At 44.7% G+C, this 26,094-nt stretch carries 25 protein-coding genes; 8 read left to right on the top strand and 17 right to left on the bottom strand.

Translation table 11 applies throughout. From position 1 onward, the window contains the following. Nucleotides 1–103 precede the first annotated feature (103 nt). Nucleotides 104–817: a hypothetical protein gene (locus tag NM125_RS10130; protein WP_255134802.1), complete on the top strand. Its 714-nt coding sequence runs from the start codon at nucleotides 104–106 to the stop codon at nucleotides 815–817. Between the two features lie 66 nt (nucleotides 818–883). On the opposite strand, the gene NM125_RS10135 is transcribed toward NM125_RS10130, so the two are convergent. After that, nucleotides 884–2,716 carry a DEAD/DEAH box helicase gene (locus NM125_RS10135; protein ID WP_255134803.1) on the bottom strand — a complete coding sequence of 611 codons (1,833 nt, stop codon included), beginning with the start codon at nucleotides 2,714–2,716 and terminating at the stop codon, nucleotides 884–886. 369 nt (nucleotides 2,717–3,085) lie between these two features. On the opposite strand from NM125_RS10135, the gene NM125_RS10140 reads away from it, so the two are divergent. The 4 genes from NM125_RS10140 to NM125_RS10155 all read left to right on the top strand — a co-directional run bounded on the left by NM125_RS10140 (nucleotide 3,086) and on the right by NM125_RS10155 (nucleotide 7,063). Further along, nucleotides 3,086–3,772 (top strand): hypothetical protein, encoded by a 687-nt coding sequence (locus tag NM125_RS10140; protein ID WP_255134804.1) that lies wholly within the window; start codon nucleotides 3,086–3,088, stop codon nucleotides 3,770–3,772. 99 nt (nucleotides 3,773–3,871) lie between these two features. Further along, on the top strand, nucleotides 3,872–4,747 hold the full coding sequence (locus NM125_RS10145; RefSeq protein ID WP_255134805.1) for an SMP-30/gluconolactonase/LRE family protein: 876 nt from the start codon (nucleotides 3,872–3,874) through the stop codon (nucleotides 4,745–4,747). Between the two features lie 14 nt (nucleotides 4,748–4,761). Continuing rightward, on the top strand, nucleotides 4,762–5,964 hold the full coding sequence (locus NM125_RS10150) for a GAF domain-containing sensor histidine kinase (RefSeq protein ID WP_255134806.1): 1,203 nt from the start codon (nucleotides 4,762–4,764) through the stop codon (nucleotides 5,962–5,964). A 22-nt stretch (nucleotides 5,965–5,986) separates the two neighbouring features. Beyond that, nucleotides 5,987–7,063 carry a BamA/TamA family outer membrane protein gene (locus NM125_RS10155; RefSeq protein WP_255134807.1) on the top strand — a complete coding sequence of 359 codons (1,077 nt, stop codon included), beginning with the start codon at nucleotides 5,987–5,989 and terminating at the stop codon, nucleotides 7,061–7,063. On the opposite strand, the gene NM125_RS10160 is transcribed toward NM125_RS10155, so the two are convergent. Next, nucleotides 7,064–7,879 carry a DUF547 domain-containing protein gene (locus tag NM125_RS10160; RefSeq protein WP_255134808.1) on the bottom strand — a complete coding sequence of 272 codons (816 nt, stop codon included), beginning with the start codon at nucleotides 7,877–7,879 and terminating at the stop codon, nucleotides 7,064–7,066. Between the two features lie 85 nt (nucleotides 7,880–7,964). Here NM125_RS10160 and NM125_RS10165 point away from each other — a divergent pair, with 85 nt between their 5' ends. Then, nucleotides 7,965–8,660, top strand: coding sequence for a TIGR04283 family arsenosugar biosynthesis glycosyltransferase (locus tag NM125_RS10165; protein ID WP_255134809.1), 696 nt, complete (start codon nucleotides 7,965–7,967; stop codon nucleotides 8,658–8,660). Nucleotides 8,661–8,787: 127 nt separating this feature from the next. Here the strand turns inward: NM125_RS10165 and NM125_RS10170 are convergent, their stop codons facing one another. The 8 genes from NM125_RS10170 to NM125_RS10205 form a co-directional block, all read right to left on the bottom strand. After that, a complete protein-coding gene (locus tag NM125_RS10170; RefSeq protein WP_255134810.1) occupies nucleotides 8,788–9,918 on the bottom strand; it encodes an ABC transporter permease in 1,131 nt (376 codons plus the stop codon). Further along, entirely contained in the window at nucleotides 9,915–11,024 is a 1,110-nt protein-coding gene (locus NM125_RS10175) for an ABC transporter permease (RefSeq protein ID WP_255134811.1), read from the bottom strand. Before NM125_RS10175 ends, NM125_RS10170 begins: the two co-directional genes overlap by 4 nt. Then, entirely contained in the window at nucleotides 11,021–11,764 is a 744-nt protein-coding gene (locus tag NM125_RS10180; RefSeq protein WP_255134812.1) for an ABC transporter ATP-binding protein, read from the bottom strand. Before NM125_RS10180 ends, NM125_RS10175 begins: the two co-directional genes overlap by 4 nt. Further along, entirely contained in the window at nucleotides 11,757–12,680 is a 924-nt protein-coding gene (locus NM125_RS10185) for an ABC transporter ATP-binding protein (protein WP_255134813.1), read from the bottom strand. Before NM125_RS10185 ends, NM125_RS10180 begins: the two co-directional genes overlap by 8 nt. A 9-nt stretch (nucleotides 12,681–12,689) precedes the next feature. Next, nucleotides 12,690–13,589, bottom strand: a complete 900-nt coding sequence (locus NM125_RS10190; protein WP_255134814.1) for an HlyD family secretion protein — start codon at nucleotides 13,587–13,589, stop codon at nucleotides 12,690–12,692. A gap of 22 nt (nucleotides 13,590–13,611) precedes the next feature. Then, entirely contained in the window at nucleotides 13,612–14,877 is a 1,266-nt protein-coding gene (locus NM125_RS10195) for a TolC family protein (RefSeq protein WP_255134815.1), read from the bottom strand. Next, nucleotides 14,874–15,491 carry a TetR/AcrR family transcriptional regulator gene (locus NM125_RS10200; protein WP_255134816.1) on the bottom strand — a complete coding sequence of 206 codons (618 nt, stop codon included), beginning with the start codon at nucleotides 15,489–15,491 and terminating at the stop codon, nucleotides 14,874–14,876. Before NM125_RS10200 ends, NM125_RS10195 begins: the two co-directional genes overlap by 4 nt. Before the next feature lie 170 nt (nucleotides 15,492–15,661). Further along, a complete protein-coding gene (locus tag NM125_RS10205; RefSeq protein WP_255134817.1) occupies nucleotides 15,662–16,627 on the bottom strand; it encodes a Gfo/Idh/MocA family protein in 966 nt (321 codons plus the stop codon). A 205-nt stretch (nucleotides 16,628–16,832) separates the two neighbouring features. Between NM125_RS10205 and azu the strand changes: the two genes are divergently transcribed. Further along, complete coding sequence (azu, locus tag NM125_RS10210; protein ID WP_349294193.1) at nucleotides 16,833–17,222, top strand: azurin; 390 nt, start codon at nucleotides 16,833–16,835, stop codon at nucleotides 17,220–17,222. A 90-nt stretch (nucleotides 17,223–17,312) separates the two neighbouring features. Here the strand turns inward: azu and NM125_RS10215 are convergent, their stop codons facing one another. After that, on the bottom strand, nucleotides 17,313–17,960 hold the full coding sequence (locus NM125_RS10215) for an SDR family oxidoreductase (RefSeq protein WP_255134819.1): 648 nt from the start codon (nucleotides 17,958–17,960) through the stop codon (nucleotides 17,313–17,315). A gap of 395 nt (nucleotides 17,961–18,355) precedes the next feature. On the opposite strand from NM125_RS10215, the gene NM125_RS10220 reads away from it, so the two are divergent. Beyond that, nucleotides 18,356–19,450 (top strand): 6-phosphofructokinase, encoded by a 1,095-nt coding sequence (locus tag NM125_RS10220; protein ID WP_255134820.1) that lies wholly within the window; start codon nucleotides 18,356–18,358, stop codon nucleotides 19,448–19,450. Between the two features lie 247 nt (nucleotides 19,451–19,697). On the opposite strand, the gene NM125_RS10225 is transcribed toward NM125_RS10220, so the two are convergent. The 6 genes from NM125_RS10225 to NM125_RS10250 all read right to left on the bottom strand — a co-directional run bounded on the left by NM125_RS10225 (nucleotide 19,698) and on the right by NM125_RS10250 (nucleotide 26,091). After that, nucleotides 19,698–20,606 (bottom strand): FIMAH domain-containing protein, encoded by a 909-nt coding sequence (locus NM125_RS10225; RefSeq protein ID WP_255134821.1) that lies wholly within the window; start codon nucleotides 20,604–20,606, stop codon nucleotides 19,698–19,700. A 15-nt stretch (nucleotides 20,607–20,621) separates the two neighbouring features. Next, on the bottom strand, nucleotides 20,622–20,933 hold the full coding sequence (locus NM125_RS10230; protein WP_255134822.1) for a hypothetical protein: 312 nt from the start codon (nucleotides 20,931–20,933) through the stop codon (nucleotides 20,622–20,624). A 1-nt stretch (nucleotide 20,934) separates the two neighbouring features. Next, on the bottom strand, nucleotides 20,935–21,774 hold the full coding sequence (locus NM125_RS10235; protein WP_255134823.1) for an FIMAH domain-containing protein: 840 nt from the start codon (nucleotides 21,772–21,774) through the stop codon (nucleotides 20,935–20,937). Between the two features lie 385 nt (nucleotides 21,775–22,159). Then, on the bottom strand, nucleotides 22,160–23,872 hold the full coding sequence (locus NM125_RS10240; protein ID WP_255134824.1) for an ATP-binding protein: 1,713 nt from the start codon (nucleotides 23,870–23,872) through the stop codon (nucleotides 22,160–22,162). Nucleotides 23,873–23,945: 73 nt separating this feature from the next. Beyond that, a complete protein-coding gene (locus NM125_RS10245; RefSeq protein WP_255134825.1) occupies nucleotides 23,946–25,223 on the bottom strand; it encodes a hemolysin family protein in 1,278 nt (425 codons plus the stop codon). An 88-nt stretch (nucleotides 25,224–25,311) separates the two neighbouring features. Beyond that, the gene (locus NM125_RS10250) at nucleotides 25,312–26,091 is read right to left on the bottom strand and encodes an enoyl-CoA hydratase/isomerase family protein (protein WP_255134826.1); all 780 of its coding nucleotides are present in this window, start codon (nucleotides 26,089–26,091) and stop codon (nucleotides 25,312–25,314) included. Between the last annotated feature and the right edge of the window lie 3 nt (nucleotides 26,092–26,094).

Genomic DNA, 26,094 nt, shown 5'->3' on the forward strand with positions numbered 1-26,094 from the left:
AGCCACTTGGCTGAAGCTGTTTAGTATTTGCATATTTTTATGTATTACCCTTTCATGATACCTTACTGATGTAAGGGTACAAATATAAATTATCATCTATTCTATGGATAAGTACAAAAAACTACATCTATGGCTTCTCATTCCATTCTTTATCGCTGTTCTTGGATTTATGAGAAGCTACTTTCTTAATTTCTTAAATGCCTCATGGGGTAATCATGTGCATGGCATATCTGCCACTTTATGGTTTCTTTTCGTGATTATACAACCCTATTTAGCTACTCACGGGCACCTGAAAAAACATAAGCTATATGGTAAAATCGGGATGTTTCTGGCTGGTGCTGTTTTTGCATCTGCTTTGGTTATGATACCTGAAAATATTCGTTTCGCTCAAACTGATTTTGACCCATGGGTTGCACCTGATGTTTTTCTCTACGGGGTTTCATTTTTTGATCTCATTTCTATTACTGGATTTGCTTTCAGTGTCATAATGGCCATCATTAAATCTAAGAATATGGATGAGCATGCCATTTGGATGATATCGTCTGTCCTTTGGGCGCTTATGCCGGCCCTGGCCCGGTTTGGCTTAATTTTCAGTGTGTGGTTTGGTCAAAATTTAAATTTTGCTGAGCTTGCCATGATTACAACACCGGCAATTTTAATAACTGCCGGCATCATTATATACAAACTCAAAAGATGGCACCCCGCTATGGTTGCCGTTATAATTGGACATATCAGCGTGTACCTGATTATTCCACTGGGTAAAAGCCAAACCTGGATTGAAATTGCCACCGCTTTATTCTCCTTTAAGCAATTTTAAATATCACAAAAAAAGCCCAACCCCTGTTACAGGATTGGGCTTTTATAAAAACATTTTGGCTTACCCTTAAGCGTAAACTTCCGGGCTGCGCTTTTTCTTGATTCTTCCACCCTTGGATTTCGAAAAAGGCTCATCACCTTTAGACTTTCGATTTCCTCTTTTGGATTTGGAACCGACTTTCCCTTTTCCTTTATAGCTTCCGGATGAGGATCCATTTGAAGAAGATCCGGATCCGTTACTATCAGGCTTGGCCAATTCTACGGAAAGATCACGGCCTTCAAACTGAGTTCCGTTTACAGCATCGAATAGCTTGGCATCAAAACCTTCTTCCACTTCAAAGAAAGAGAAGTTATTCTGAATATCGATTTTGCCAAAATTCGGCTTCTTGCCATTCAACTGCTCGTTCACAACTCCCATCAAACGGGCCGGATTAAGTCCGTCACGGTTACCAACATTCAGGAAGTATCGGGTAAACCCTTCTTCAGCATGTCTTCCGCTTCCGCCGGAATTACTTCTTCCATTGTTCTTACGGGAAGAGTTATTACGGTTGTTATTATTCTTTGATCTACCGGCTGAGGCATTGATATCGCCTGCTTGCTGGTAATATTCCAGAATCTGGTTGAATTCCATGGAAACAAAATGTTGAATCAGTTCCTGCCAGCCAAGATCGGCTAATTTCTCATACACCTGAGGCAGATACTTCTCAATCTGCTTTTCGTTAACTTCGGTAGCCTTCAGCTTGTCCACCATATCCATCATGCGAACTCCGCATACTTCTTCTCCTTTTGGAACATCCTGCTTGATGAATTCTTTTCCGGACATTTTTTCCAGCGCCCGAACTCTGCCCATTTCACGGGTGTGAATAATGGAAACGGCAATACCGCTATTCCCAGCGCGACCAGTACGGCCACTTCGGTGAATATACACTTCCAGGTCATCCGGCAGGTTGTAGTTGATAACGTGCGTCAGGTTATCGACATCAAGTCCACGTGCGGCTACATCTGTAGCTACCAGCAACTGGAGTTCCTTGGTGCGGAACCGGTTCATTACTTCATCGCGCTGAGCTTGAGACAAATCTCCATTCAGTAAATCAGCATTATACCCTTCTTTCGAAAGCTTGGATGCCACTTCAGAAGTTTCGCGTCGTGTTCTGCAAAAAATAATCCCATAAATATCAGGATTTACATCCGCAATTCGCTTGAGGGCATCATACCGGTCTTTGGCGTGAACCATGTAGTAATGGTGCTCCACATTGAGGGCACCCGAGTTGCGGGCGTTTACTTCAATCTCTTCAGGATTGTTCATGTATTTCCGCGCCATTTTGGAAATCTGCTTCGGCATGGTAGCAGAAAAAAGCAGCGTTTGTTTTCCTTTGGGAGTGTCCGCTAAAATAGCATCCAGGTCATCCTGGAAGCCCATATTCAGCATTTCATCAGCTTCATCAAGTACCAGAGAACGTACGTTGGTTACGTCCAGTTTACGGCGACGAATCAGGTCCAGCATTCTGCCCGGAGTTCCGATTACAACCTGGCATCCGTTGTTAAGTGCGCGAATTTGGGTAGAGATATTAGCTCCGCCATACACGGCCACTGTTTTAATTCCTTTTTGATGCTTGGCGAATGACTTAAGGTCTTTGGCAATTTGAATAGCCAGCTCGCGGGTTGGTGATAACACCAGTACCTGCACATTGTTTGAGTTGGCATCAACCTGTTGAAGTACAGGCATACCAAAAGCGCCGGTTTTACCCGTTCCGGTTTGGGCAAGCGCAATCAGGTCGCGCTGTGAAGCCAGAATGGTAGGGATAGCCCTGGACTGTACTTCGGTTGGGGTTTCAAAGCCAAGATCTTCAACGGCTTGGCATATTTCGGGCGATAAGCCCAGTTCTTTGAACGATGACATAAATTGTATTCGGTTTTATCCCGTACAAAGAAATTTGTGCTGCGCGTTGATCTTGCCCGGAATCATTAATTGGTAAGGTGAGCTAATGACAAGAGGCAAGCACGACTGCTTGATTCATAAAGGCCAGCAAGGTTCTATAAACCTGAAAGGTTTTCTCTCGAAAACCGGGTTGTTCCAGTCTTATCGCGAACTCACAAATTCAGTAAGCCCCTAAGATACATATAAAAACCTTCTGTTATGAGATTTCACCCAATTAATTTTCTACCCCGTTTTTAGCTTGTATTAGTTTGAAACCAAACGAATCCCCTATACAATGTGCCGTGTTATGATTAGATTAACGGCCGAATTCATGAATTGACCATCAAAAGCATGCAGTACATTACCAAGCACTATTCCGAAGCTGAACCTCTTTCTTTAGTTGAGAAGAACATTCTGAAAGAGATAGAGAAACACGGAATGCGTCCCGAACAATGCATATGGGGAACCTCGGTTTGCAGTGACGAGGTCAACAACTCTTTGGACGGAATGAGCCGTCATTTTGCCGCACCCGGCCCCTTTCGGTTTGGGGGTATTTCAGGAATCCCTTTTACCGGGAAAACCGGATTTCGTGCTTTTGCCAGCCATATCCCGGATGATGGCGGTGCTGTTATTGTGTTCGGGCCTCACATCGGGATTTCAAAAAATGGCACCGCCGGCGAATTAATGCGGGAAGGTCAGGCTGAATCTTCTACCTGTTGCGGTTCTTTGGTTGCCGGACTCGAGAGTGTAAAAGCCGGCAACGTATTGATGATTTCTCATGATGACTACCAGCAGGGCCAGGTTAATAAGCTGCTGATTGAGAATTACGAAGACATCAAAAAAGCGGACAATCAGATCTTAAAAATCACCGATATTGCTTACCACCAAATAAAGAGGGAGCTCACTGATATAGTATCTGCCTGTATCGAAAACCTGGGAAATAGTCCCCTCTTATTGATAGGAGGAATCGTTATCAACACCGATGCTGATCAGGAAGATTTCTTTGAAATTAGAGATATATCCGTTTTCAATTCATAAAAGAGTATCTTCATTTCTTTTGTTCAGCACTGCACTTTTATGCAAGCTACCCTTCAGGTCAACTTTAACTAAATAGATCCTATGATGCGTATATGTTTAATGATGTTACTTACCGGTTTTTTTATTTCCTGTACGGCTAATGAGACAAAAACGACACCGGTCAACTGGGAAACCGTTCAGGATACCACTGATATCGCCTTTACCATTAGCGGACTGGATGGCCCCGAGGCTGTTCGTTTTGACCCTGAGCAAAATATCTATTTCATTTCTAATTTTACCGGAGGCGGGAACACGCAGGACTCCACCGGTTTTATAACTAAAGCGGATGCAGAGGGAAATATCCTGAATCTCAAATTCATGACCGGCACTGCTGATGCTCCCCTTCATGCTCCAAGAGGCATGTTCATCATTGAAAACACACTATGGGCCGCGGATGTTCTGGGAGTACACGGCTTTGATAAATCAACCGGTGAACAAACGGCTTTTATTGATTTTTCGGATTTTGAAATTGGCTTCTTGAATGATATCTCAGCCGATGCGGAAGGCACATTGTTTGTGACAGATACCGGGACCAGCCGGGTTTTTAAAGTTGAAGCCGGCACGCCTTCCATTTATCTGGACTCACTTCCCGAAGCTCCCAATGGAATAACACTGAATCCCGGGAATCAACAGTTTGTTTTGGCTCCGTGGGGTGGTGATCAAATTTTCCGTTCTTTCAGCAGTTCGGATGATTTGAACGAATACGCAGCCCTGGAAGGCGGTTATTTTGACGGCATCGAGTTTCTTCAGTCAAATTTATTGGCTGCCAGCCAGCAGGATTCCAGCATCCGTTATTTTGACGGCTCTGAAAGCACAATCCTGATCAAAACCACTGGCCGACCGGCCGATATCGGAATTAACACCAATCTGAATCATATAGCCGTTCCGTATATTGCTTTAGATCGCGTAGACGTTTGGAATCTTTCAAAACAATAGGCCTTTAGCATTTTATGTCTGACACTTCAGCTCTGATCCCTGAAAACGAATTTGAGCGAGCTTTAAAACTATCTGAATATGATATTGACTATTCGGAAATTCACGGGAAATTAGATGATTTAACCCGGCTTGCAGCTCATGTGGCCGGCACTCCCATTTCACTCATCAACCTGTTGGATACAACCACCCAGTGGACGGTTTCGAAAGTGGGACTTGATGTACTTCAAACTCCCCGGGAAGAAACCGTTTGCCAGTATGTGATACTCGATGATGATTCCGTTGAGGTGGAAGACATGACGGAAGACGAACGCTTTAAGGATAAAGAGTATGTCAAGAACTCCCCTCATATAAAGTATTACTATGGAGTGCCACTCAAATCTCCGGATGGCCACCGAATCGGGGCTATGTGTGTAATGGATACCGATGAACATGACCTTTCTCCTGAGAAAGAATCATTTCTGAAAATCATTGCGAATGAGGTCATCACCCGAATTGAATATGAGCAGAAACTGAAGCTGATGCGCCACAGCGTGGATGAGCTTAAGGAAATACAGCGCAAAGTAAGTCATGATATCCGCGGGCCGATTGGAGGAATTATTGGTATTGCTGAAATCCTTCGCGACCAGGCCGAGGAAAGCAAAATGGAAGAATTCATGCAGCTTCTGGAGTTGATCAACAAAGGCGGGCGATCGGTGCTGGATTTAGCGGATGAGATTCTAAGTACCTATGATGATCAATCAGATCAAACAAAGCTCCTCAAAAACCAGCTTACCCTCGAAATTTTACAGAAGAAACTTGAAAATCTCTATAAACCCCAGGCGCTCAATAAGTCCATAGATTATAATGTAGTGATAAGTAATGGTCATCAGGGACTTACTTTTCCCAAGCATAAATTACTGCAGATATTCGGGAACCTGATTTCCAACGCTATCAAATTCACCCCGGAAAATGGAAATGTAGAGGTGAACCTGGATATCAAAAAGCCTGATTTAGAGCTGATTGGTGTAATCAAAGACAGTGGTGTGGGCATGACCGATGAGCAAATAAAGGAAATTATGAGCAACCGCGGACGTTCAACACAAGGAACCGGGCACGAGCGAGGTTTTGGATTTGGATTCAAGCTGGCTAAACACCTGATTGAATCCGTAAACGGTTCCCTCTTGATAGAATCCAAAAAGAATGAGGGGACGGAGATCACCGTAAATATCCCTCTTTAATCTCACAAAACTGAGGTTATGAATGCGAACTTATTCAGGCACTATTCTTCTTGGTCTTATTCTTTGTGTATTATCAAAGCCACTAAGTGCCCAAGTTAAAAACCAAGCTTTGAGAGGATTCCCTGTTGTTTTCTACACTGAAGAGACGAGTTTTGCCGTAGGTGGACTCGGTATCTTCACCTTCGATTTTGAAAACAACCTGGATTCAGGCAAACCATCTCAAATCAACTTCGGGGCAGCCTATACTCTGGAAAAACAGCTCCTCCTTTACTTTCCTTATGAGCTTTATCTTCAACAGAATAACTGGCGGCTGGATGGAGAAATTGGATACTATCGATATACCTACAAATATTACGGGATAGGAAGCAACACCCCGGAAAGTAACGAAGAAACCTACCGGGTTAACTTTCCCCGCATTCAGATAAACGCGCTTCATAAGGTCAGCAGAAATATCTATGCCGGGGTAAGCTATTGGTACGACCGTTACGATATGACTAACATTCAATCCGGAGGCTTACTGGATACCAATAACCCAACAGGAACCGCGGGTGGTACTCACTCCGGCATCGGTATATCATCTGTGTTTGATACAAGAGACAATATTTTCTATACAGAATCCGGAAGCTACCTGGAGCTTCAGGGACTCATAGATCAGTCTTGGACCGGGAGCGATTATGACTTTTTTCAGCTTTCATTGGATGCCCGAACGTTCCATACCAACGCTTACGATCATACCCTCGGGTTTAATTTTGTGAGCAAATTTACCGGTGGCAACGTGCCGTTTCAGAAGCTGGCATTGCTGGGCGGACCAAAGCAAATGCGCGGTTACCTCGAGGGCCGATATCGCGATAAGGTGTACCTGACTACTCAAGCTGAATATAGGGTTCCTGTGTATAAACGGTTTGGCGCAGTCATTTTCGCATCGGTGGGGAATGTAGCCCAAAACCTCTCTGATTTCCCATTGACAAACCTGAAATGGACCCTTGGCCCGGGGTTACGCTACATGATTGATGAAAACCGCAAGGTCAACATTCGGCTGGATGCCGGCTTCGGCCCGGGAGTAAGTGGTTTTGTGCTCACCATCGGCGAAGCCTTTTAATCAGATATCTTTATAATTACCCAGTTCCAGCGTCCAATCGTATTCTTTAAATTCAACGGAAGGGTCGGCATCCTGAGGGACGATTTCATAATCTTTAAGCATTTGTACAGCTCCGCTTTTTCCACCAAAGTCAGCACGGAACCAGCTCATAAGCTTATTTACGACTACCCTGTTTTCTTCCGGATAATAGTCCGTTGTTTTTTCCAGGTATTGTTTCGTGGTGATGTCCAGCTGCTCGTTCACCCGGTCCGGATCGTAGGCGGCGATATAAGGACAGGCTGCAGCTCCACAATTGAGTGCAAAGTGAATGCGGGGGTCAACTTCATCCCATCGAAATTTCTTTTCATATCCACCGGGAAATGGATTGCTGGCATACCCACCGGAAATTTTAACTTTGGATCTTCTGATAATGCCATGCTCAATATCATCAAAGCTTACATCCTTTCCGGCAATGGTTATTTGGGGGGATGAGAAAAAGTTATAACCAAATACCGAATCCCGGTCCTCAAACAACTCCGGATCTTCAGTCAAAATAATTTGCACGTAGGCGTTATATACATTCAGCCAAAATGCCTTCCGTTCTCCTTCCGAATCCAGGCTTTCCTTTAACTCTTTTTCGGATACATTCGCTAGTTTTTCCTGAATCGCTTTTGTTGATTTGCCCTGTCTGAGATTCTCAATCATTTGCTCGGAAAGTTCGGCGTAAGTCATTGCATCCAGGTTTAAGGAGTCTGCCGATATTTCATCCTGCGCCTGACCATCAACTGAGGCCAGGACTCCGGCCATTAATAAAACACTAAAAAGTATATTCTTCATTTTGTTATTCTTTTTGAATATTAAAACATCTGTCAAGCCCAACACATCGTATTGACTATCCAAAGCCGATTAATCTTACTGTGAAATGCTGAGCATCATTGTCCCTACATATAACGAAGAAAACTCCATATTGGATTTATTGATTCACTTGAGTGATGCCATAGGCCCTTCCGATGAACTATTGGTTGTGGATGGAGGCAGCTCTGACAAAACCATTGGCATTGTTGAGGAAAATGGGTTTACCTGTCTAAAGTCACCCAGAAAAGGCCGCGCAGCCCAAATGAATTTCGGTGCAAAAAAATCAACCGGAGAGGTGCTCTATTTCGTCCATGCCGATACCTTTCCTCCGGCCACCTTTCGGTATGATATTAAGGAGGCTTTGACTCAGGGCTATGAATCCGGTTGTTACCGCTACCGGTTTGATAGGAACCATCCCCTTTTAAAAATCAATGCCTACTGTACCCGTTTTGACCGTTTGATGTGCCGGGGCGGTGATCAAACCCTGTTCATCAAAAGAGACTTATTTGACGAGTTAGGCGGCTTTCGGGAAGATTTTATGATTATGGAGGATTACGATTTAATTCAGAAAATCCAGTCTCGTGCCGGGTTTCGTATTATCCCCAAAAACGCCACCGTCTCTGCCCGTAAATACGACAACAACGGCTACTTTCGGGTGAACTTCGCCAACCTGGTTATCTTTATGATGTACTTCGCCGGTTTATCCCAGGAAACCATGGTTCACGCCTACAAAAACCTGATCATCCATCCCAAGTTTGATTGAGAACTGAATCAGCTAACCGGCACCCCATTACCAATTGAACATATGAAGATCCTTCGGCAAAAGCCTCAGGATGACTCGATTCACTTCAATATTCATTGTTGAGTGTTCAATATTCAATATTCGGGCCTCAGCCCGTCGTTTTCTTATAGCGATTGATGGAGATCAGCAGCAACACACTACCCATCCCGATCAGTGTATAAACCATAAACTGAATTTCTTTCCAGCCGGCCCCCTTCAATAACACCATCCGCATAATCTTAATGAAATAAGCCACCGGGTTAGCCAGTGTCAGCTGTTGTGCCCACTCCGGCATGCTTTCAATGGGAGTGAACAATCCGCCCATCAGTATAAAAATGACCATAATGAACCAGGCAATAAACATAGCCTGCTGCTGGGTGTGGGTCAGCGTTGAAATAAGAAGTCCAAGCGCTTGAATAACAATCAAAAAGATCCCCGCTACCACCAGCACCGTTGCAAGGCTACCCAAAAAAGGAATCTGAAAACCATAGCGGGCCAGGGCCAGGCCAATGAGTAAATCCACCATTCCAATCACCCAGAATGGAAGCAGCTTCCCGATCATAAACTGGTATTTGCGGATGGGTGTTACATTCAGCTGTTCAATGGTTCCAATCTCCTGTTCCCGGACAATATTCATCCCCGATAAAAACACGCCGATCATGGAAACAAGCACCACCAAAATGCCCGGCACCATATAGGTTATATAATCCAGGTTCGGATTGTACCAGTTTTGGGGGATGATATTTATTGATTTGGCTTGTTTAATCTGCTGCCCCGCCTGTTCAATATTTAGCTTAGTCAAAACTTCGGTGTTCAGATCATTCAGGATAGATGCACTGTATGATTGAATAAGACCGGCCGTACTGCCGTCCACAGCGTCAATTATCAGCTGCAGATCTGCCTGCTTTCCGGTTGAGGCATCCTTTCCAAATTCAGAAGGAATGTGAATGATCATCTTAACCAAGCCCGCATTCATAGCATCAAGTGCTTCCTCCCGGTCAAATGTTTCCAGCTTCAGGGTGAAGTAGCCGGTAGCCTGAAATTTCGCCGTCAGCTCCCTGGAAAGTTCGGACTGATCCCTGTCAATCAGGGCAAAGTCAACCTCTTTCAGCTCATAGGTTGCGGCAAAGGAAAGAACCAGGAGCTGAACCACCGGCATCACAAACAGGATAGGCAACATCGCTTTGTTACGAAAAATCTGCAGGAACTCTTTGCGAAGTAAAACCCGGATGATATTCATTGTAGCCTCACCTTGAATTTTTTCATACTCAGAGCCATAAAGAACACGGTGATTCCGGCAAGAATAAGCGTCTCTTTCCAGATAAATAAAAACTCTGATCCTTTCAGCATGATGTCTCTTACGATAATCAGAAACCACTTGGCGGGGATGATATGAGAAATCCACTGAAGCGGAAGCGGCATACTTGAAACGGGAAAAATGAAGCCCGACAGCAACACCGTTGGAAGCAGCAAGCCTGCCAAAGAAACCATCATCGCCGTTTGCTGATTATTAGCCGCTGATGAAATGAATACCCCCAGTGCCAGGGCTGTTAAAATGAATAAGGTTGCTTCCATGAAAAACAGGAAATAGGAACCCTGAAAGGGAACCTGAAACACAAACCGGGCCAGCACCAAAATGGTGACTACATTCACCACCGAAAGCACCAGGTACGGCAATACTTTTCCAATAATTATATGCCTTGGCTTGAGCGGTGATACCAGCAAGATTTCCATATTCCCCATCTCCTTTTCGCGGGTGATGGAGATGGAGGTCATGAGGGCGGAAATAAGCATAAGTATTACGGCAATCAATCCGGGTACGAACAGATTTACACTTCTCAGTTCTGGATTGTACATCATCCGGACCCGGGGGTTTAGTCCGGCCTTTCGTATATCTCCGTTATCATTTAACTCCCCCACATAATCCCGGATGATATTGGCCGTGTAAGACTGAACCAGGTTCGCAAGGTTCGGGTCGGTGGCATCGGTAATCACCTGCACCTGAGCTGTATGTTCCCCGACTAACTTCTCTTTGAAGTTCGGTTCAAACACCACCACTTCTTTGATATTACCCTCTCTGAACAGCCCTTCCACTTCCTCATAGCTTTGCAAATAGGCCCGGACTTCAAAAGATGCCGAAGCTTCCAGTTTTTGGGTGAGGGTTCGGGTTACTTCATCCTTCGATAAATCCAAAATCCCGATCTGAGCGTTGGTCACTTCATTTCTAATTGCAAAACCAAACAGGATCAGCATAATGATGGGCATTCCAAAAAGCACCGTTAGCGTACGCTTATCACGATAGATCTGCTTAAACTCCTTAATCACAAAGCCGGAAAAAGCATTCATCCTTCCCCCCTCTCGGCACCGCGAGCCAGCTTTATAAACACATCCTCAATAGAATCTGATTCGAAATTCTCTTTTAGTTCGCGGGGTGAACCGATGGCATCCATCCGTCCGTCAACCATAATGGAAATCCGGTCGCAATATTCTGCCTCATCCATGTAATGCGTAGTCACAAAAACCGTAATTCCCCGGTCTGAAACCTCGTATATCTTTTCCCAGAACTGTCGCCTCGTAACCGGATCAACTCCGCCGGTAGGCTCGTCCAGAAACACAATGTTGGGATTGTGGAGTATTGCTATGGAAAAGGCCAGCTTCTGCTTCCAGCCTAAGGGTAAAGAACGAACCAGCTTTTTCCGTACATCTTTCAGTCCAAGTGAATTGATTACCTCGTCAATTTTACGGTATAGTTCTTTATCGGGAATCCCATAAATGCCCCCGTAAAACCGGATGTTCTCTTCGGAGGTTAGATCATCATACAGCGAAAACTTCTGACTCATATACCCGATTTTTTTCTTGATGGCCTCCGCCTGCCGATAAACATCCTTGCCCGATACCAATGCTTTGCCCGAAGTTGGAGTAAGCAGTCCGGTAAGCATACGCATGGCTGTCGTCTTTCCAGCTCCGTTGGCTCCCAAAAACCCGAAGATCTCACCCTTTTCCACTTCAAAGGTGATGTTATCCACCGCGGTGAAATCACCAAATTTCCGGGTTAGGTTTTCGGTTTGAATGGCCGGCTCAGACATGGGCTCCCTCACCTTTGGCCTGCATCAGCTCCATAAAGCTGTCCTCAATATTTGGTTTGATGGGCTTGATCTCAACCTGTTCTAATCCCCGGTCAAACAAGTAGGTTTTTAACGCCACTAAATTGGGAGAACCGGTCTTTTCTGTATAATGAACGTACTCGCCAAAGGGTTGAACCGAATGCGCCTGAGGATACGATTTAAGAGCATTGAGTAACGCATAGGTGTTAGCTGCTTTGATGCCCAGCAACGTACGTTCAAAGGAATCTACGATGGCTGTCGGGGTATCAATTTGCAAAATCTCCCCTTCCTGAATCAGTGCCACTCTTTCACACAAGTCTGCCTCGTCCATGTACGGCGTGGATACGATGATGGTGATCCCTTCTTTTTTCAGGATCTGCAGCATTTCCCAGAATTCCTTTCGTGAAACGGCATCCACTCCGGTGGTCGGTTCATCCAGTAACAACAACTTTGGCTTATGAATGAGGGCACAACTCAGTGCCAGCTTTTGCTTCATCCCGCCGGACAAATCTCCTGCCAACCGGGTTTTAAATTTTTCGAGCTGACTGTAAATAGGCTTCACCAGTTCATAATTCTCATCTATAGTAGTTCCAAAAACAGAGGCGAAAAACTTCAGGTTCTCCTCCACCGTCAAATCCTGGTACAGGGAAAACCGGCCGGGCATATATCCCAACAATGGCCTGATTTGCTTGTAGTCCTTCACTGCATCTTTACCCAATACCGTGGCAGAACCTTCATCGGGAACAAGCAAGGTGTTTATAATCCGGAACAGCGTGGTTTTACCGGCACCATCCGGCCCGATCACTCCAAAGAGTTCACCTTTGTTCACCTCAAAAGAAACCTCCTTCAAAGCCCGGACCTTACCAAACCACTTAGAAACTGACGATATGTTTACCACGCTGTTCAATTACCTGAAGTTTACCTCTCCCGGCATTCCAATTTTTAACTTGCCATCCGGGTTTGGAACGGTAATCTCTACCGCGTACACCTGCGTCACGCGTTCTTCTTTGGTTTGAATCATTCTTGGCGTGAACTCCGCTTCGGAAGCAATCCACCTTACCACGCCGGTAAGCGATTCATTCTCCTCCGTATTCTTGTCAATTAAGACCTCTGCCTGTTCACCCAGAATAACATTTGGCAGCTGCGCACCCGACACATACACCCTTAAGATCATTTCCTCTAAATTGGCGATTTCGTAGAGAGGCTTTCCGGTTGTGACTAACTCCCCCTGCTCCGCAAAGCTCGAAAGCACCGTTCCTGAAACCGGGTTTATGATCTGCGTTTTTTTTATCTGATCTTCGACCTGAGCTATCCGGGCTTTCATTGTTTGCAGCTCTGCGTAAACAGATTGCTTTTGTACTTCCACCGAATTAATCTGCTTATTCAGCACGTTTACCTGTCCTTGTGCCTGGTCGATTTGCTGCTGGGTGGCGGCATTGTTTTGTTTCAGGTTGGTGAAGCGCTGCAGATCCTTCTGAGCTGTATTCAACTGCTCGCGATACACATCGGCCTGTGCCTCCAGTTTTGCAATATTTGTCCGGATGGAAGCCACCGAAGCTAATAGCTCATCCTTTCGAAGGGCCAGCTGTGTTGAATCTACCTGACCTGCTTTTTGGCCTTCTTCCAGTTTCATACCCTCCTGCACGGTAAAACTCTTAAGTATTCCTGAGGTTTCAGCCGACACGGTAACTTCCTCCGCCTCAAACTGCCCATAGGCATCCGATGTTTGATCCTGACTGCATCCGACCACTAAAAAAAGCAAGAACGCCATTGGAATAAGGGATGTGTATATTTTCTTCTGTTTCATAACCTTTCCTGTGTTAAAATTTCTATTCGAGATTTAATCCCAGAGCCGTTCGATACTCAGCCCGGGCCTGAACTAATTTGATTTCATTTGTGAGTAAAGAGAGCCGGGCCCGGTTGGCATTGGTTAGCTCGGTGATGTATTCCGTTGCCGTAATCACCCCATTCTCAAGCTGATTGGAACTTTCAGCTACTACCTGCTCTCTGATTTCGATGATTTCTTTATCACGGGTAATGTTCTCTTCAATGGCCTTGATTCGCTCTTCAATTCTACTCAATTGGGTCTGAAGCTGAAGGGTAAATGATTGTTCGTTTTGCCGGATGGTTTTCTGCCTGATGTTCAGCACTTCATTCTGCTCATCGGCATTCAGGAAGTCCATCAAATTCCAGTTTAAACGCAGGCCCACCATGTAGTAATCATGGAAATCATTGTTCAGGAAGTTTAGGCCCGGACGACCAAAAGCAGCGGTTCCAAATGCCGAAATGCGTGGTATTTTTCCGGTTTGAGCCAATTTTTTTTGCTGCTCCAAAGCTTTCACCGAATTTTCAAACAAGGCCATTTCCGGTCTTGCCAAATCAGTCATTACACCTTCAGAAACCGGATCAGGAAGTGTCAGTTTAGTGGAAGGGTTTAGCTTTTCCCCTATCAATTCTCCCAATACCAGATATCCGGATTTGATATTCGCCATGATGCTTGCCGAATCCTGCTTTGCTTTGATGAGTCCGGCTTCCAGGATCAACTGCTGGCTTTTCAGCAGAACTCCATTTTCAACTTTGGATCGAACACTTTCGAGGCGTTCGTCTAATTCCGAGATCATCAATTTTGTGGCTTCCATCTGCTGCTGTGAAAGTAAAATCCCAAAATACACCTGATCAATTTGTGCTCTTACCTGCTGAAGTTCCACCTTTGTGGAAAGCACTTCCTGCATTCCCTGTGTCCGCTCCAGATCTTTCCTGATAGCCGTTACCCCACCGTTATAAATGTTCTGGCTAAGCTGTATGGAAGCTTCATACTGATCTTTACTAACCGGAGGCGGACCTCCTCCCGGCAACCCGAATTCCGTTACTTCCGACTGATAACTCGCCCTCCCGTTAACAGAAAGCTGTGGGTAATAACCCGTATTCGCAATCCGGATATTTAGCTCTGTAATCTTTTCCTGAAGCGCCACATTCTTTGCCGCCGGATAATATTCTTCCGCCTGTTGGTAGCAGTAGTTCAGTGGAACTGAATCTGAAGGGGCACTTTGATTCACAAACGTGAATATCAGTAACGAAGCGAGAAACGTGTTCATGGCTTTCTGTAGTTTATGGCGTTCAGGATAAAATCAGTAAGGAACCATTTCCGGTCTTTTAGAAACTTCAGGTATTCCTGTTCTTTCAGGTCAAAAACCGTTTTTACCATCATCTGGGCTATAAAAGGAAATAGAATCAGGCCGACCATACTAATCAGCAGTTGCCGCGGTTCTACCGGATCCATATTCCCGGCTTCAATCTCTTTCTTAATTTGCTCACCAAAGCTTTTGGGTGGATGGATATTCTTTTCACTCATAAACCGCTTGAATTCATCCGGATGATTATTCATTTCCTGTATGATAAACTGCACTACTTTGGGGTTGTCTTGCAGGAAATTGTAGTAGGCATCAATCAGGCGTGGCACTTTCTTATCCAGTGTAAGCTCTGAACCTAAAATTTCAAATATGGTGGGAAAAAAGTGAGCCAGTTGCTGCTGGAAAACCGCCCTGAACAGTTTGTCTTTACTGCGGTAGTAATAATGCAACATCGACTTGTTGATGTTCGCTTCATCAGCAATTTGTTGCATGCGGGCACCGGCATATCCGTCCTTTTGGAATACGCGGGATGCAGCTTCAAAAATCAGTTCTTCTGTGTCCTTTTCTTTATCAGTCATATCTGTCTTTTAATTGATTCCACATAAAATCTAAACTGGAAAATAGACTTTTTCAACCATATGGTTGAACTTAATGGTTAGTAATTTTAAGACTATACTTTTCCCATAAAAAACAGCCGGATAGAATTCTACTTCCGTGACTAAATCAGATCAGAGATAGAAATTCTAATCTATTTGTGAAGGGAAAGCAGCGCGTCAACAACTTTCATGCTGGCAACGGCATCATCTATAGGAGTCGGAACATCCCTATTCTCGATAATGGCTTTAGAAAAAGCATCTCCCTGGAGAGTGTAATGGTTAGCTTGTAATGTTTTCTCTTTCAGAACTTGTCCACCGCTTGTAATTCTTATGGAAGCCGGGCTTTCCTGCGGGTTGAAAGGTATATCCATTTCAATAATACCCGATGTTCCATAAATGATGAGCTTTTGATCGGGACTGGCCAGGGTAGAACAACTAAATGTGGCTGTTCCTTTAGTAAACCTGAGAACGCCTGAAGCTATAGTATCAACTCCAAAGTCCGGATGAATTTCTACCTCCCCTTTTATATCAATAGGTTCTTCCTCAAATAAATAACGGGAAGCTGAAATACAGTAACAGCCTATATCCAATAAACCGCCGCCGCCCATATCTGCTTTGTTTCGGATGTTTTCAGGATCATCATTGTAATAGGTGAAAGAGGAATGAATGGTTTGTATTGCACCAATTTCTCCATCATCAATCCATTGCTTAACCACCTGCCACTGTGGATGGAAACGATACATGAATGCCTCCATCACTTTAAGTTCAGGAAAACTTCTTACTACATCTGCCAACTCCTCAGCCTCTGCCAGATCGATTGCTATGGGTTTTTCACAAAGCACATGCTTGCCTGCTTCCAGTGCTTTAATGGTCATGGGTACATGCAGATGATTGGGAAGAGGGTTATAAATTGCATCAATTTCTTCATCCTCTAAAAGTTCTTCATAGGACCCATACGCCTTCTCAATACCCAGCCGATCTGCCACTTCTATTGCCCGGTCCACATCTCTTGATGATATAGCCGATATTTTTGATAGCTCTCCTTTTTGCATAGCCGGTATCACCTGCTCTACCCCAATTTTAGCTGTACTTAAAACTCCCCATCGTATAAAATCCATTTCTTGCACCGTTAGGTTAACGTTTCAGTAAGAGTAAATACTTTTTGGATCACCTTCACAAAATATTCATAAAACATGGTTAGTTTTTGAGCGACAAAATTAAAACAGGTCGGTAACCGCATTTGGTACCGCAACTAAAAAACAGACGAATACTATGAGAACTCTATTTTCATTATTAGCAATTTTTGCTCTTGCATTCACAAATATGGTCCAGGCTCAGGATAAGGTTGAAGTAACCATCGAGAGTAACGACCGGATGCAATTTGACTTAAGCGAAATTAAAGTAGAAGCAGGACAAACTGTTGTACTAACCCTTAAGCATGTTGGAAAACTTCCAAAAGCTGCTATGGGCCACAACTGGGTACTGCTAAAGCAAGGCGTTGACATTCAGACCTTCGGAGCAGCTGCATCTAAAGCCGCTGGCAACGAATACATCCCTGAAGGCACCGATGATGTAATTGTACACACAAAACTGATTGGTGGCGGACAGGAAACAACCATCGAGTTTACAGCTCCCGAAGCCGGAACCTACGATTACATTTGTAGCTTCCCCGGCCACTACGCGCTGATGAAAGGTAAACTAATTGTAGAATAAGTAGTTATTTAGCATTTCTAAAACTACTCGTATTATACCCTGAGCCCCGGATTTCTGATCGTTATCCGGGGTTTTTTATATCTGCTAACTTTAGCTCAGGTCAGAAATGGCTTGTTTAATGGAAGTCTCACCCTGAAGCAGCTCCAGGCTTTTCCCAAAGCTTTGTTCCTCATCCAGCAATTCCACAATAACCGATGCCACATCATCCCGGGTTATGGTTTTAGTTTCAATGGCCTCAATCCGCTCCTTCAGTTCTACTTTCCCTGTACCACTCTCATTGGTTAGCCGGCCCGGCATCAGCACCGTGTAGCTGAGATCGGAATTTCTGAGATGCTCATCGGCTTTGGCTTTGGCATCGTAATAGTGCTCCATAGGCTCCGACCATGTTCCCGGATCACGATTGGCCTTGAGCGCACTCACCATAATAAACCGCTTAACACCCGATTCTTCTGCCTCATCAATGGCTTTAATGGCTCCATCCCTGTCTATGACCTTAGTCTGAGATTTAGGGGTATCTCCGCCCGACCCAGCCGAAAATACTACCGCATCAACTCCCTGATAAGCGTGGCTGAAATCTTTCTCCAGGTCGGCCAGCACCGTATCAACTCCATGCTCTTTAAACTGTTTGATTTGCTCCTCTTTCCGGACCATCGCCACCGAATTATGCCCGGTATCTTTCAACTGATGCACCAACCGGTTTCCTATTTGTCCGTTTGCTCCTATAACTAATACGTTCATTATCTTTTTTTGAATTGGATTTCAGTTAGGTAAATGACTGTGAACCCCTTTTCGTTTCGGGCATGTTAGGCCGGTCTGCCCGCACCCTTTTATTGTTATCCTCGTCCCGACCGTCCACTTTTTTTCTCGTTCCGAACGTCCACGTTCGGAACGCCTTTTGGAAGCTCCTGCTTCCACTAAAAGACACTTCTACTTCACCAGCAGCATTTTACGTTATTCGGTAACCTGCTTGCCACTCTATGTTTTCCCAACAAAAGGACACAGATAAACTCCGCGGGCATGGGGGAAAGCATTAGTCTGGCCTGCCCACCCCTTTTCTATAGCTCCACTCTCTGTTATTAATTCAGCCAGAATCGCTTATTTTGTTGACCAAATTTCATCGACAAAAAACAACTATGAAGAAAGTACTTGTCACCACCGGGGGCGGGGATTGCCCAGGACTGAATGCGGTAATCCGTGCCATTGTAAAGCGCGCAGCTCAAACTAATGACTGGGAGGTTTATGGCAGTATTGAAGCGTTTAACGGAGCTTTGCGAACGCCTAAAGAGATTATCAGGCTAAATGATCAGAAAGTGGCTGGTATACACGCCAAAGGCGGAACCATTCTGAAAACGACCAACAAGGGCGGACCTTTTAACTGGCCGGTCAAACAAGAAGACGGTTCATGGACTACGGAAGACCGCTCCGATGAGATGATCGATTATCTGAAAAGTGAAGGCTTTGAGGTTGTCATTAATATCGGTGGAGACGGTTCTCAGAAAATCAGTCACCAGTTGCAGGAAAAAGGGTTGAATGTAATCGGCGTTCCCAAAACCATTGATAACGACCTGTCCTCTACTGACTATACCTTTGGGTTCCAGACCGCCGTTGATATTGCCACCGATGCTGTGGATAAACTGGTTACCACCGCTTCCAGCCACCACCGGCTGATGATACTCGAAGTGATGGGCCGTGGAGCCGGCTGGATTGCCCTGCATGCTGCTATAGCCGGGGGAGCGGAAGTTTGCCTGATTCCGGAAATTCCTTATGACGTCAACAAGGTGCTGGAGCGACTCAACAAACGGTATAAAGATGGACGCGGATTTGCCATTATTGTGATTGCCGAGGGAGCCAAACCCCGGGAAGGATCGGTTGTTACCCGTGAAAGTGATGAAGTCGGATATCGCAATCAACGGCTGGGCGGTGTTGCCTATCAGCTATCTGATCAGTTGAAATCGGCCGGTTTTGAACATGACATTCGCGAAATGGTGTTAGGTCATCTCCAGCGCGGAGGTAAGCCTGAAGCCTTTGACCGCATTCTTGCCACCCAGTTTGGGGTGAAGGCCATGGAGCTTGCCATCAATGGCGAATACGGAAAAATGGTTTCCTTCATCGATCAGGAAATAGTAGCTGTCCCCTTATCTGAGGCCGCTAAAGGTAACAACCTGGTTGACCCAAACAGCTTTTTGGTACAGACTGCTAAGGGAGTTGGGATTAGTTTTGGTGATTAGCACCGAGAATTATAGCAGCACTTGTTGACTACTTTTTCTCGTTCCGAGCATCCACGTTTTTCTCGTTCCGAACGTCCTCGTTCGGTACGCCTTTTGGAAGCTCCGGCTTCCAGTACAAAAGAACCTCCTACTTCACCAGCAGCATTTTGCGTTATTCCAAACGCCTCATCAATCGTACTATCTGCGAATATTCGATTCAACGTGTCAGCCACACTTCAGAAGTATGAACAAAATAGGTATCGCCATTTTAGTCCTCCTTGCCAGAATCCAGCTTATCCAATAAATACTCCGCATTAAAATACAGCAGCGCATACCCCTCTTCGGTAATATGCTTCCCACGCTGAGCTTCAACCTGATTGATAAATGCATGGAGCACGTTCCGGGCCTGCTTGGGTTTATCCCGTTCAAGGTGTCTGCGGACATTACGAAGTTTTACCTGCAGGCTGTTGCAGATACCCTGGTTGGTAATCCAGCCCAGTTCTTCGCAGGAGCGGTAACGAAAAGTCTCGAGAGAGTCGGTAAAGGAAATAAGATTCATAGTAGGATTAGGGCTCCAAGGACCTAGGGTTTTCTTCAAAACCCCACTTTTTAAAGTGAGTAATGAATCAACCACTTCACCTAACCTCCCTGTAGGTCCTTGAGGCTCTGAGGGAAAAGAATACCACACATAATTCTTTGAGTAGCTGTTCTTTATAGAAGGTATCCCATTACTAACATATGAAAACCCATTCAAAGTATCGCCAGAAGAAATTCCTGGAATATCTCCCCCAACTTTCGCCCAAGATGTCTCCCTATATCGACTTAAATAACTACCATCCCATTGATTATTAGGTGTTAAAATTTCATTAACAGGTTCATCTAATAGTATAGAAAACTCATATAATGGGTAAAGTGCATCCATTTGATTATTTATGGTATATGAGTATTCGAACTGTCCCGTTGACAATGATTTTACGTCCGCTAAAATCCTTGGAGATACATTATCACCAGGCATTACTGTTCCAGTAAAAAGGGAATCATTGCTTTCCCATTGATAGATTATTCTGAAATAGCCCTTTTCAGTATCAAAGGTTAATTGATTTATTATCTGCTGACCAAAAACATTTTGAGAAGTATAGACTAACAGAATTGGCACTATAAATTTGAGATATTTCATAATAACGTCTACTAATTAATAGAAGTAAACATGATAATGTTCATTTTTACCACTACCATGAATTCCAGATTTCCGGTTTGCACCACGTTGGCTATCACCGGATGAAATATTATCTAAATGCAGTTCATCGGCTGAAAGAGATATCCAATCCGGTATTTCTACGGCTTGTACTAAAAGGCCTTGTCCATTTTCCTGACCGGAATTCACCACTTCCAGTTGAAGCGTATTTTCTTTACTGGCAAAGGGAATGGTATAGGTTTGAGCCGCAGCCGGCAACGTTCCAATGATAGCTGTAATGATCAGGGTAAAAGCTTTCGATAAATTCATATCAGTATCCCCCGCCAGAATCCAGCTTATCCAATAAATACTCCGCATTAAAATACAGCAGCGCATACCCCTCTTCGGTAATATGCTTCCCACGCTGAGCTTCAACCTGATTGATAAATGCATGGAGCACGTTCCGGGCCTGCTTGGGTTTATCCCGTTCAAGGTGTCTGCGGACATTACGAAGTTTTACCTGCAGGCTGTTGCAGATACCCTGGTTGGTAATCCAGCCCAGTTCTTCGCAGGAGCGGTGTTGATAAGAATCGAGACTATCTATAAATGTTGAAGTATCAAAATCCTCCGGCCACTCTTTAGGAGATATGGTAATTCCTTTATAAGATTCCTCTTTCCAATCCAGGAAAATTTCCTCATCGGTATACCCTTGGGCATATAAAGTATCTAACAGCTCAAAAGTAATGGGAGGCGCAAAACCTCTTGTATAAAAATCATGAATAGCAGGTAAGCCTTCAGAAGAAAAAGAAATACTAATGGATTCACCTGGCTTTAACCCATTTTCTGGAGGAAGCTCAATAAACTTACTCGCAGCCGAACCGGTTATAAAACCTTTATTCAAACCATCTACATACCATTTTTTGTTTTCTGGACTATCAACCGTTTTTGTATAAAAAGAACCGTCTTTTAAAGCTATACTAAAAGAGGCAAGTACCTGTTCACTGGTTTCAGAATTTTTGATGTTATACTTAAAAATATAAACGGCTGAGTCTGATGACTGTATTACGTTTACTTTTAACTCTCCCTTTGCTTTATCAGGGCGTTCAATTTGGCTAAATCCTGAATTTGAAATAACCAGTAACAAAAGGCATATAATAATTTGTCTATACATGTTAACTCCTCCTCCATCTAAAATGTGGAAATCTTAATCGGTGGGGTTCATCGTTTCTTAGAACTCGATATGTAAGATGATGTTATAAATAATAATACCCGTCTACAATCAGATATAATTTCTGTAAAGAAAGCCGAAACATAGGTTTGTTACAATTTTGTTCTCGTTCCGAACGTCCTCGTTCGGATCGCCTTTTGGAAGCTCCGGCTTCCAGTACAAAAGATCCTTCTACTTGAATGCTTATTTCAATAACAACATCGACTGATTCCGTAGTAGCAGAATCAGCCTAAAGCAGAATTACGGCACTCATTACCGGATAGCAAAAAAGCAGCCCAAATTATTCAGGCTGCTTCATCCAGAAGTTTAGTTTTTTGGAGATTAAACCTTACCCCACCCGAAACTTCAATTCGTCAATTTTAGAGAGGATCTCGTCCCGGTTCATATCCCGGTATCGTTCAGGGAGTAATTCCTTGGACGTACATTCAATGACGGCACTGAGAGTCTGAAGCTCTACTTCCTCCGGATAGGTTGGCGGAAGGAAATCGGCCAGTGCAGCATCCAGAACTTCCGGGGTTACTTTCTTCTTGCCTTCTGCAGCTGCACGGAATTTGGCCCGGGTTAAAGCTGCTTCCATATCTGCACCGGAAAAGGTTTTAAAGCCTTCTTCGATTACCGCAGGAATGTATTTCTCAGTCATCTGAAGGCCGGTTTTCTTCCGCATGGCTTCAAAAAGTTCCACACGTTCTTCATTGGTATGAGGCGGGAACAGGGCAAGGTGTTCCTCGGCTCTTCCCTGTCGTTTCAAGTCAATAGGCATGAGATCGGGGCGGGCCGTCATCAGGAACCATACAATGCGTCCGCGGTTGGTGGTATCACTCATAAAGGTAGCAATCTGCGAGAATACGCGACTTGAAACCCCGCTGTCTCCGCTTGCATCACGGTCGCCAAGGTAGGCGTCCGCTTCGTCAATCATAACCGCTACAGGGGCCATAGCTTTAAGTAGAGATAGAATCTTCTCCAGGTTTCCTTCGGTTACCCCCTGCCACTGGCTTCGGAAGTTTTTGAGTTTCACCATCGGTATGCCCACTTCGCTGGCAAAACAGGTCACTAAAAAGGTTTTACCGGTTCCCACCGGACCGCAAACCAGGTATCCCATGGGCATTACATCCTGCCGGCCGGCTTTCAGCGCTTTAACGGATTGGCGTAAATGCTTTTTCACATGGGTATGTCCGGCTACATTATCCAGCGAATACTCGGTTTCCACGAACTCCAGCAGTCCGTATGCTTCTGCTTCAATCAGTTCCTTTTTGGTTTCGGATAAGCCGTCAAAGGTGATCTTTTCTTTATTCTCCCGGGCATGAGATAACACGCTTCGGATGTTTACAAAATTCAGGCCTGCCGTTTGTTGAGCTACAATCTCCGGTTTCACTTCCGAAATACCTTTCCAGGTGTCATCCCGGGTTTCGTAGTCAATAAAATCTCTTCGTTCCTGCTCGGCGGGGATATCAATTTTAATATCCGTGGTGTAAGGATTTTGGACCAGCGTTTTGTTCAGGTCGGCCAGATTTTCGGTAATCATCACGGTGGTAAAATCGGAAGCCAGGAACATAGGGTCATGGGCCCATCGCGATAAATAGACCATGGAAGTCCGGTCCTCATTCCCGATAGAAGCCGCGTCGCTCATCGGCACAATGGTCTCGGCATAATCGATGATCAGCGCCACACTTTTCTTTTGATCGAGGCGGAGACGGAAATACTGCTCCAGCAACGACATCACCCGAACCGGGTCTTTCGGCATTTTCTTGGCATATTCGGTGCCCACCAAACTATCCCGCCCGGCAATGGCCTGATTGAAATCAGCCTGAGACTCTTTATCCCGGAAATAGATACCGGAAGCGCGATCGTAGAAAATCACAAAGTCGCGAGCACCGAAAAATTCATCCGAAAGAAAGGATTTAAGGCGGTGAAATTCTGTTCCTTCATCGGTTTTCAGAGAAACCAGGTCATGAACGTTTCCGTGCAGTATAAACTGATTAATGGTTCTGCTCAGATACTTCCGGGCAAATTCGCGCGACCATTTTGGGTAGTGATCAAACATATTCTTTAAGTTTCAAAGTGAATAAGTAACAAAGTTACATAGTGCAAAGCTTCTTTGTCACTATGTAACTTTGTTACTCGATTAAAATGAGCTTAACCGTTTCAATGCGGCTGGGTGTGGCTTTACTGATAATGAATTTTTTGCCCTCAATCACCACTTCCTCATTTACTTTTGGAATACGCCCTAAATGATTGATAATGAATCCCGCTACGGTATCATACTGAGAAGGTTCCAGCGGAAGTTCAATTTCTTCAAATTTTTCCATCAGCTCATGAATCTCCACATTTCCGCTTACCACATAGGTATTTTCGGAAAGCTTCTTCATAATTTCATCTTCCACATCATATTCGTCCTGAATATCCCCTACTACCTCTTCCAGCAGATCTTCGATGGTGACCATTCCGGCGGTCCCTCCATATTCATCCAGAACAATGGCTACCGACATATTCGACTGGCGGAATTCGGTAAGCAAAGCTTTCGATTTTTTACTGGACGGCACCAGCTTTACCGGGCGTATAATCTCGTTCAGGGATTTGGGTGAATGGAAAAAATCGTGCGCAAACACAACACCAATCACATCGTCAATAGATTCCCTGTACACCGGGAGCTTGGAATGGCCGGATTGTATAAACATATTCAGCACTTCTTCAATAGGCGCATCTTTCTCAACCGCTTCAATTTCAATGCGGGGTATCATAGAGTCTTTAACCCGCTTATTGGAAAGCTCCAGTACATTGTGCAGAATCTCGGAGTCATCCTCGTCAATATCTTCACTCCCCCCGCTGTCCCTCAGTTCTTTGAAGATCATTTCCACATCCTGCCTCCGATAGTAGCTTTCAACCACCTCAGCATCGCTTACCAGCCAGCGAATCAGGATATTGGATGAACCCTTTGAAATTTCGATAAGCGGGCGAAACAGGTAATAGGCAATCCGAAGAGGAATCGAAATAACGGCGATCATATTATCAGCCAATGCCCGGAAAATAGCTTTGGGCAAAATCTCCCCGAACAACATAATGACCACAGATGCGATAATGGTCTGTATAATCAGGATCTGTATTTCAGAAGGGACCAAACCAAACCAGGCTTCGCTGTACACTTGGATAGGCTCAACCAGAAATATGGCCATAAACGTAGCGTAAAGCACGTTTACAATGTTATTCCCAACCAGCGTCGTAGTTAAGAAAGTCTCCGGTTTGCGTGTAAAAAACTCAATTGAGTTGGACAGAAAGTTGTTCTTGCGTGAAGCAACTTCCAGCTTAAGCTTATTAGCCGTAACAAAGGCAATTTCCGATCCAGAGAAAAAGCCACTCAGAAGAACAGTTATGAAAATCAGGGCAAACTCAATCATAGTTTACCCCGTTTTTATCAGGTGTGAAGAGAAAAAGAAATGTGCTACCCGATGGAGGTTCGTCTTTCATTCAAAAATCAGTTCGTTTCTATTTACCGGAGAAATTAGGTTTTCTCTTTTCAAGAAAAGCGCCGGTACCTTCCTTAAAATCAGCCGTACCGCATAATTCTCCAAACAGCCGGGCTTCGGATTCAAATCCTTTTCCGGAACCGGCTTCCTGAACGGCCCTAATAGCGTTTTTAATAGCTAAAGGGCCTTGCTTCATGATTTTAGTCAGCATTGATTTGGCCTCATCAATCGCGGAATGTTCTGTCACCTGATTTACCAAACCGATTTCAAAAGCCTCATCTGCTTTTACCTGCCGGCCGGTCATAATCAATTCCAGAGCCTTACCGCGACCTACAAGCCGGGTGAGTCGCTGCGTGCCGCCATAACCGGGAATCAGTCCCAGGCTAACTTCCGGCAACCCGAAAGCGGCCTTTTCGAAAGCAATTCTTAGATGGCAGGCCATAGCCAGTTCACAACCCCCGCCAAGGGCATACCCGTTTACGGCTGCAATCACGGGAATGGTCAGGTCTTCAATCTTTTGAAAAATATCCTGTCCTTTTTTGGATACTTTTTCTCCGGAAACCGGATCCAGCGAGCTCAGCTCTTTGATATCTGCGCCGGCCACAAAAGCTTTTTCACCGGCTCCGGTAATCACCAGCGACTTGACCTGGTAATTCTCTTTGATGTCATCAATAGCCTGATCGAGCTCATCCAGCACCTGATTGTTGAGGGCGTTGAGTTTATCGGGGCGGTTAATGGTAAGCGTGCAAATGCCTGATTCATCGACTTCTACAAGAAGCGTTTCGTAAATCTGGTCCATATT

It is taken from the genome of Gracilimonas sediminicola, assembly GCF_024320785.1.
In the GTDB taxonomy this organism is placed as follows: domain Bacteria; phylum Bacteroidota; class Rhodothermia; order Balneolales; family Balneolaceae; genus Gracilimonas; species Gracilimonas sediminicola.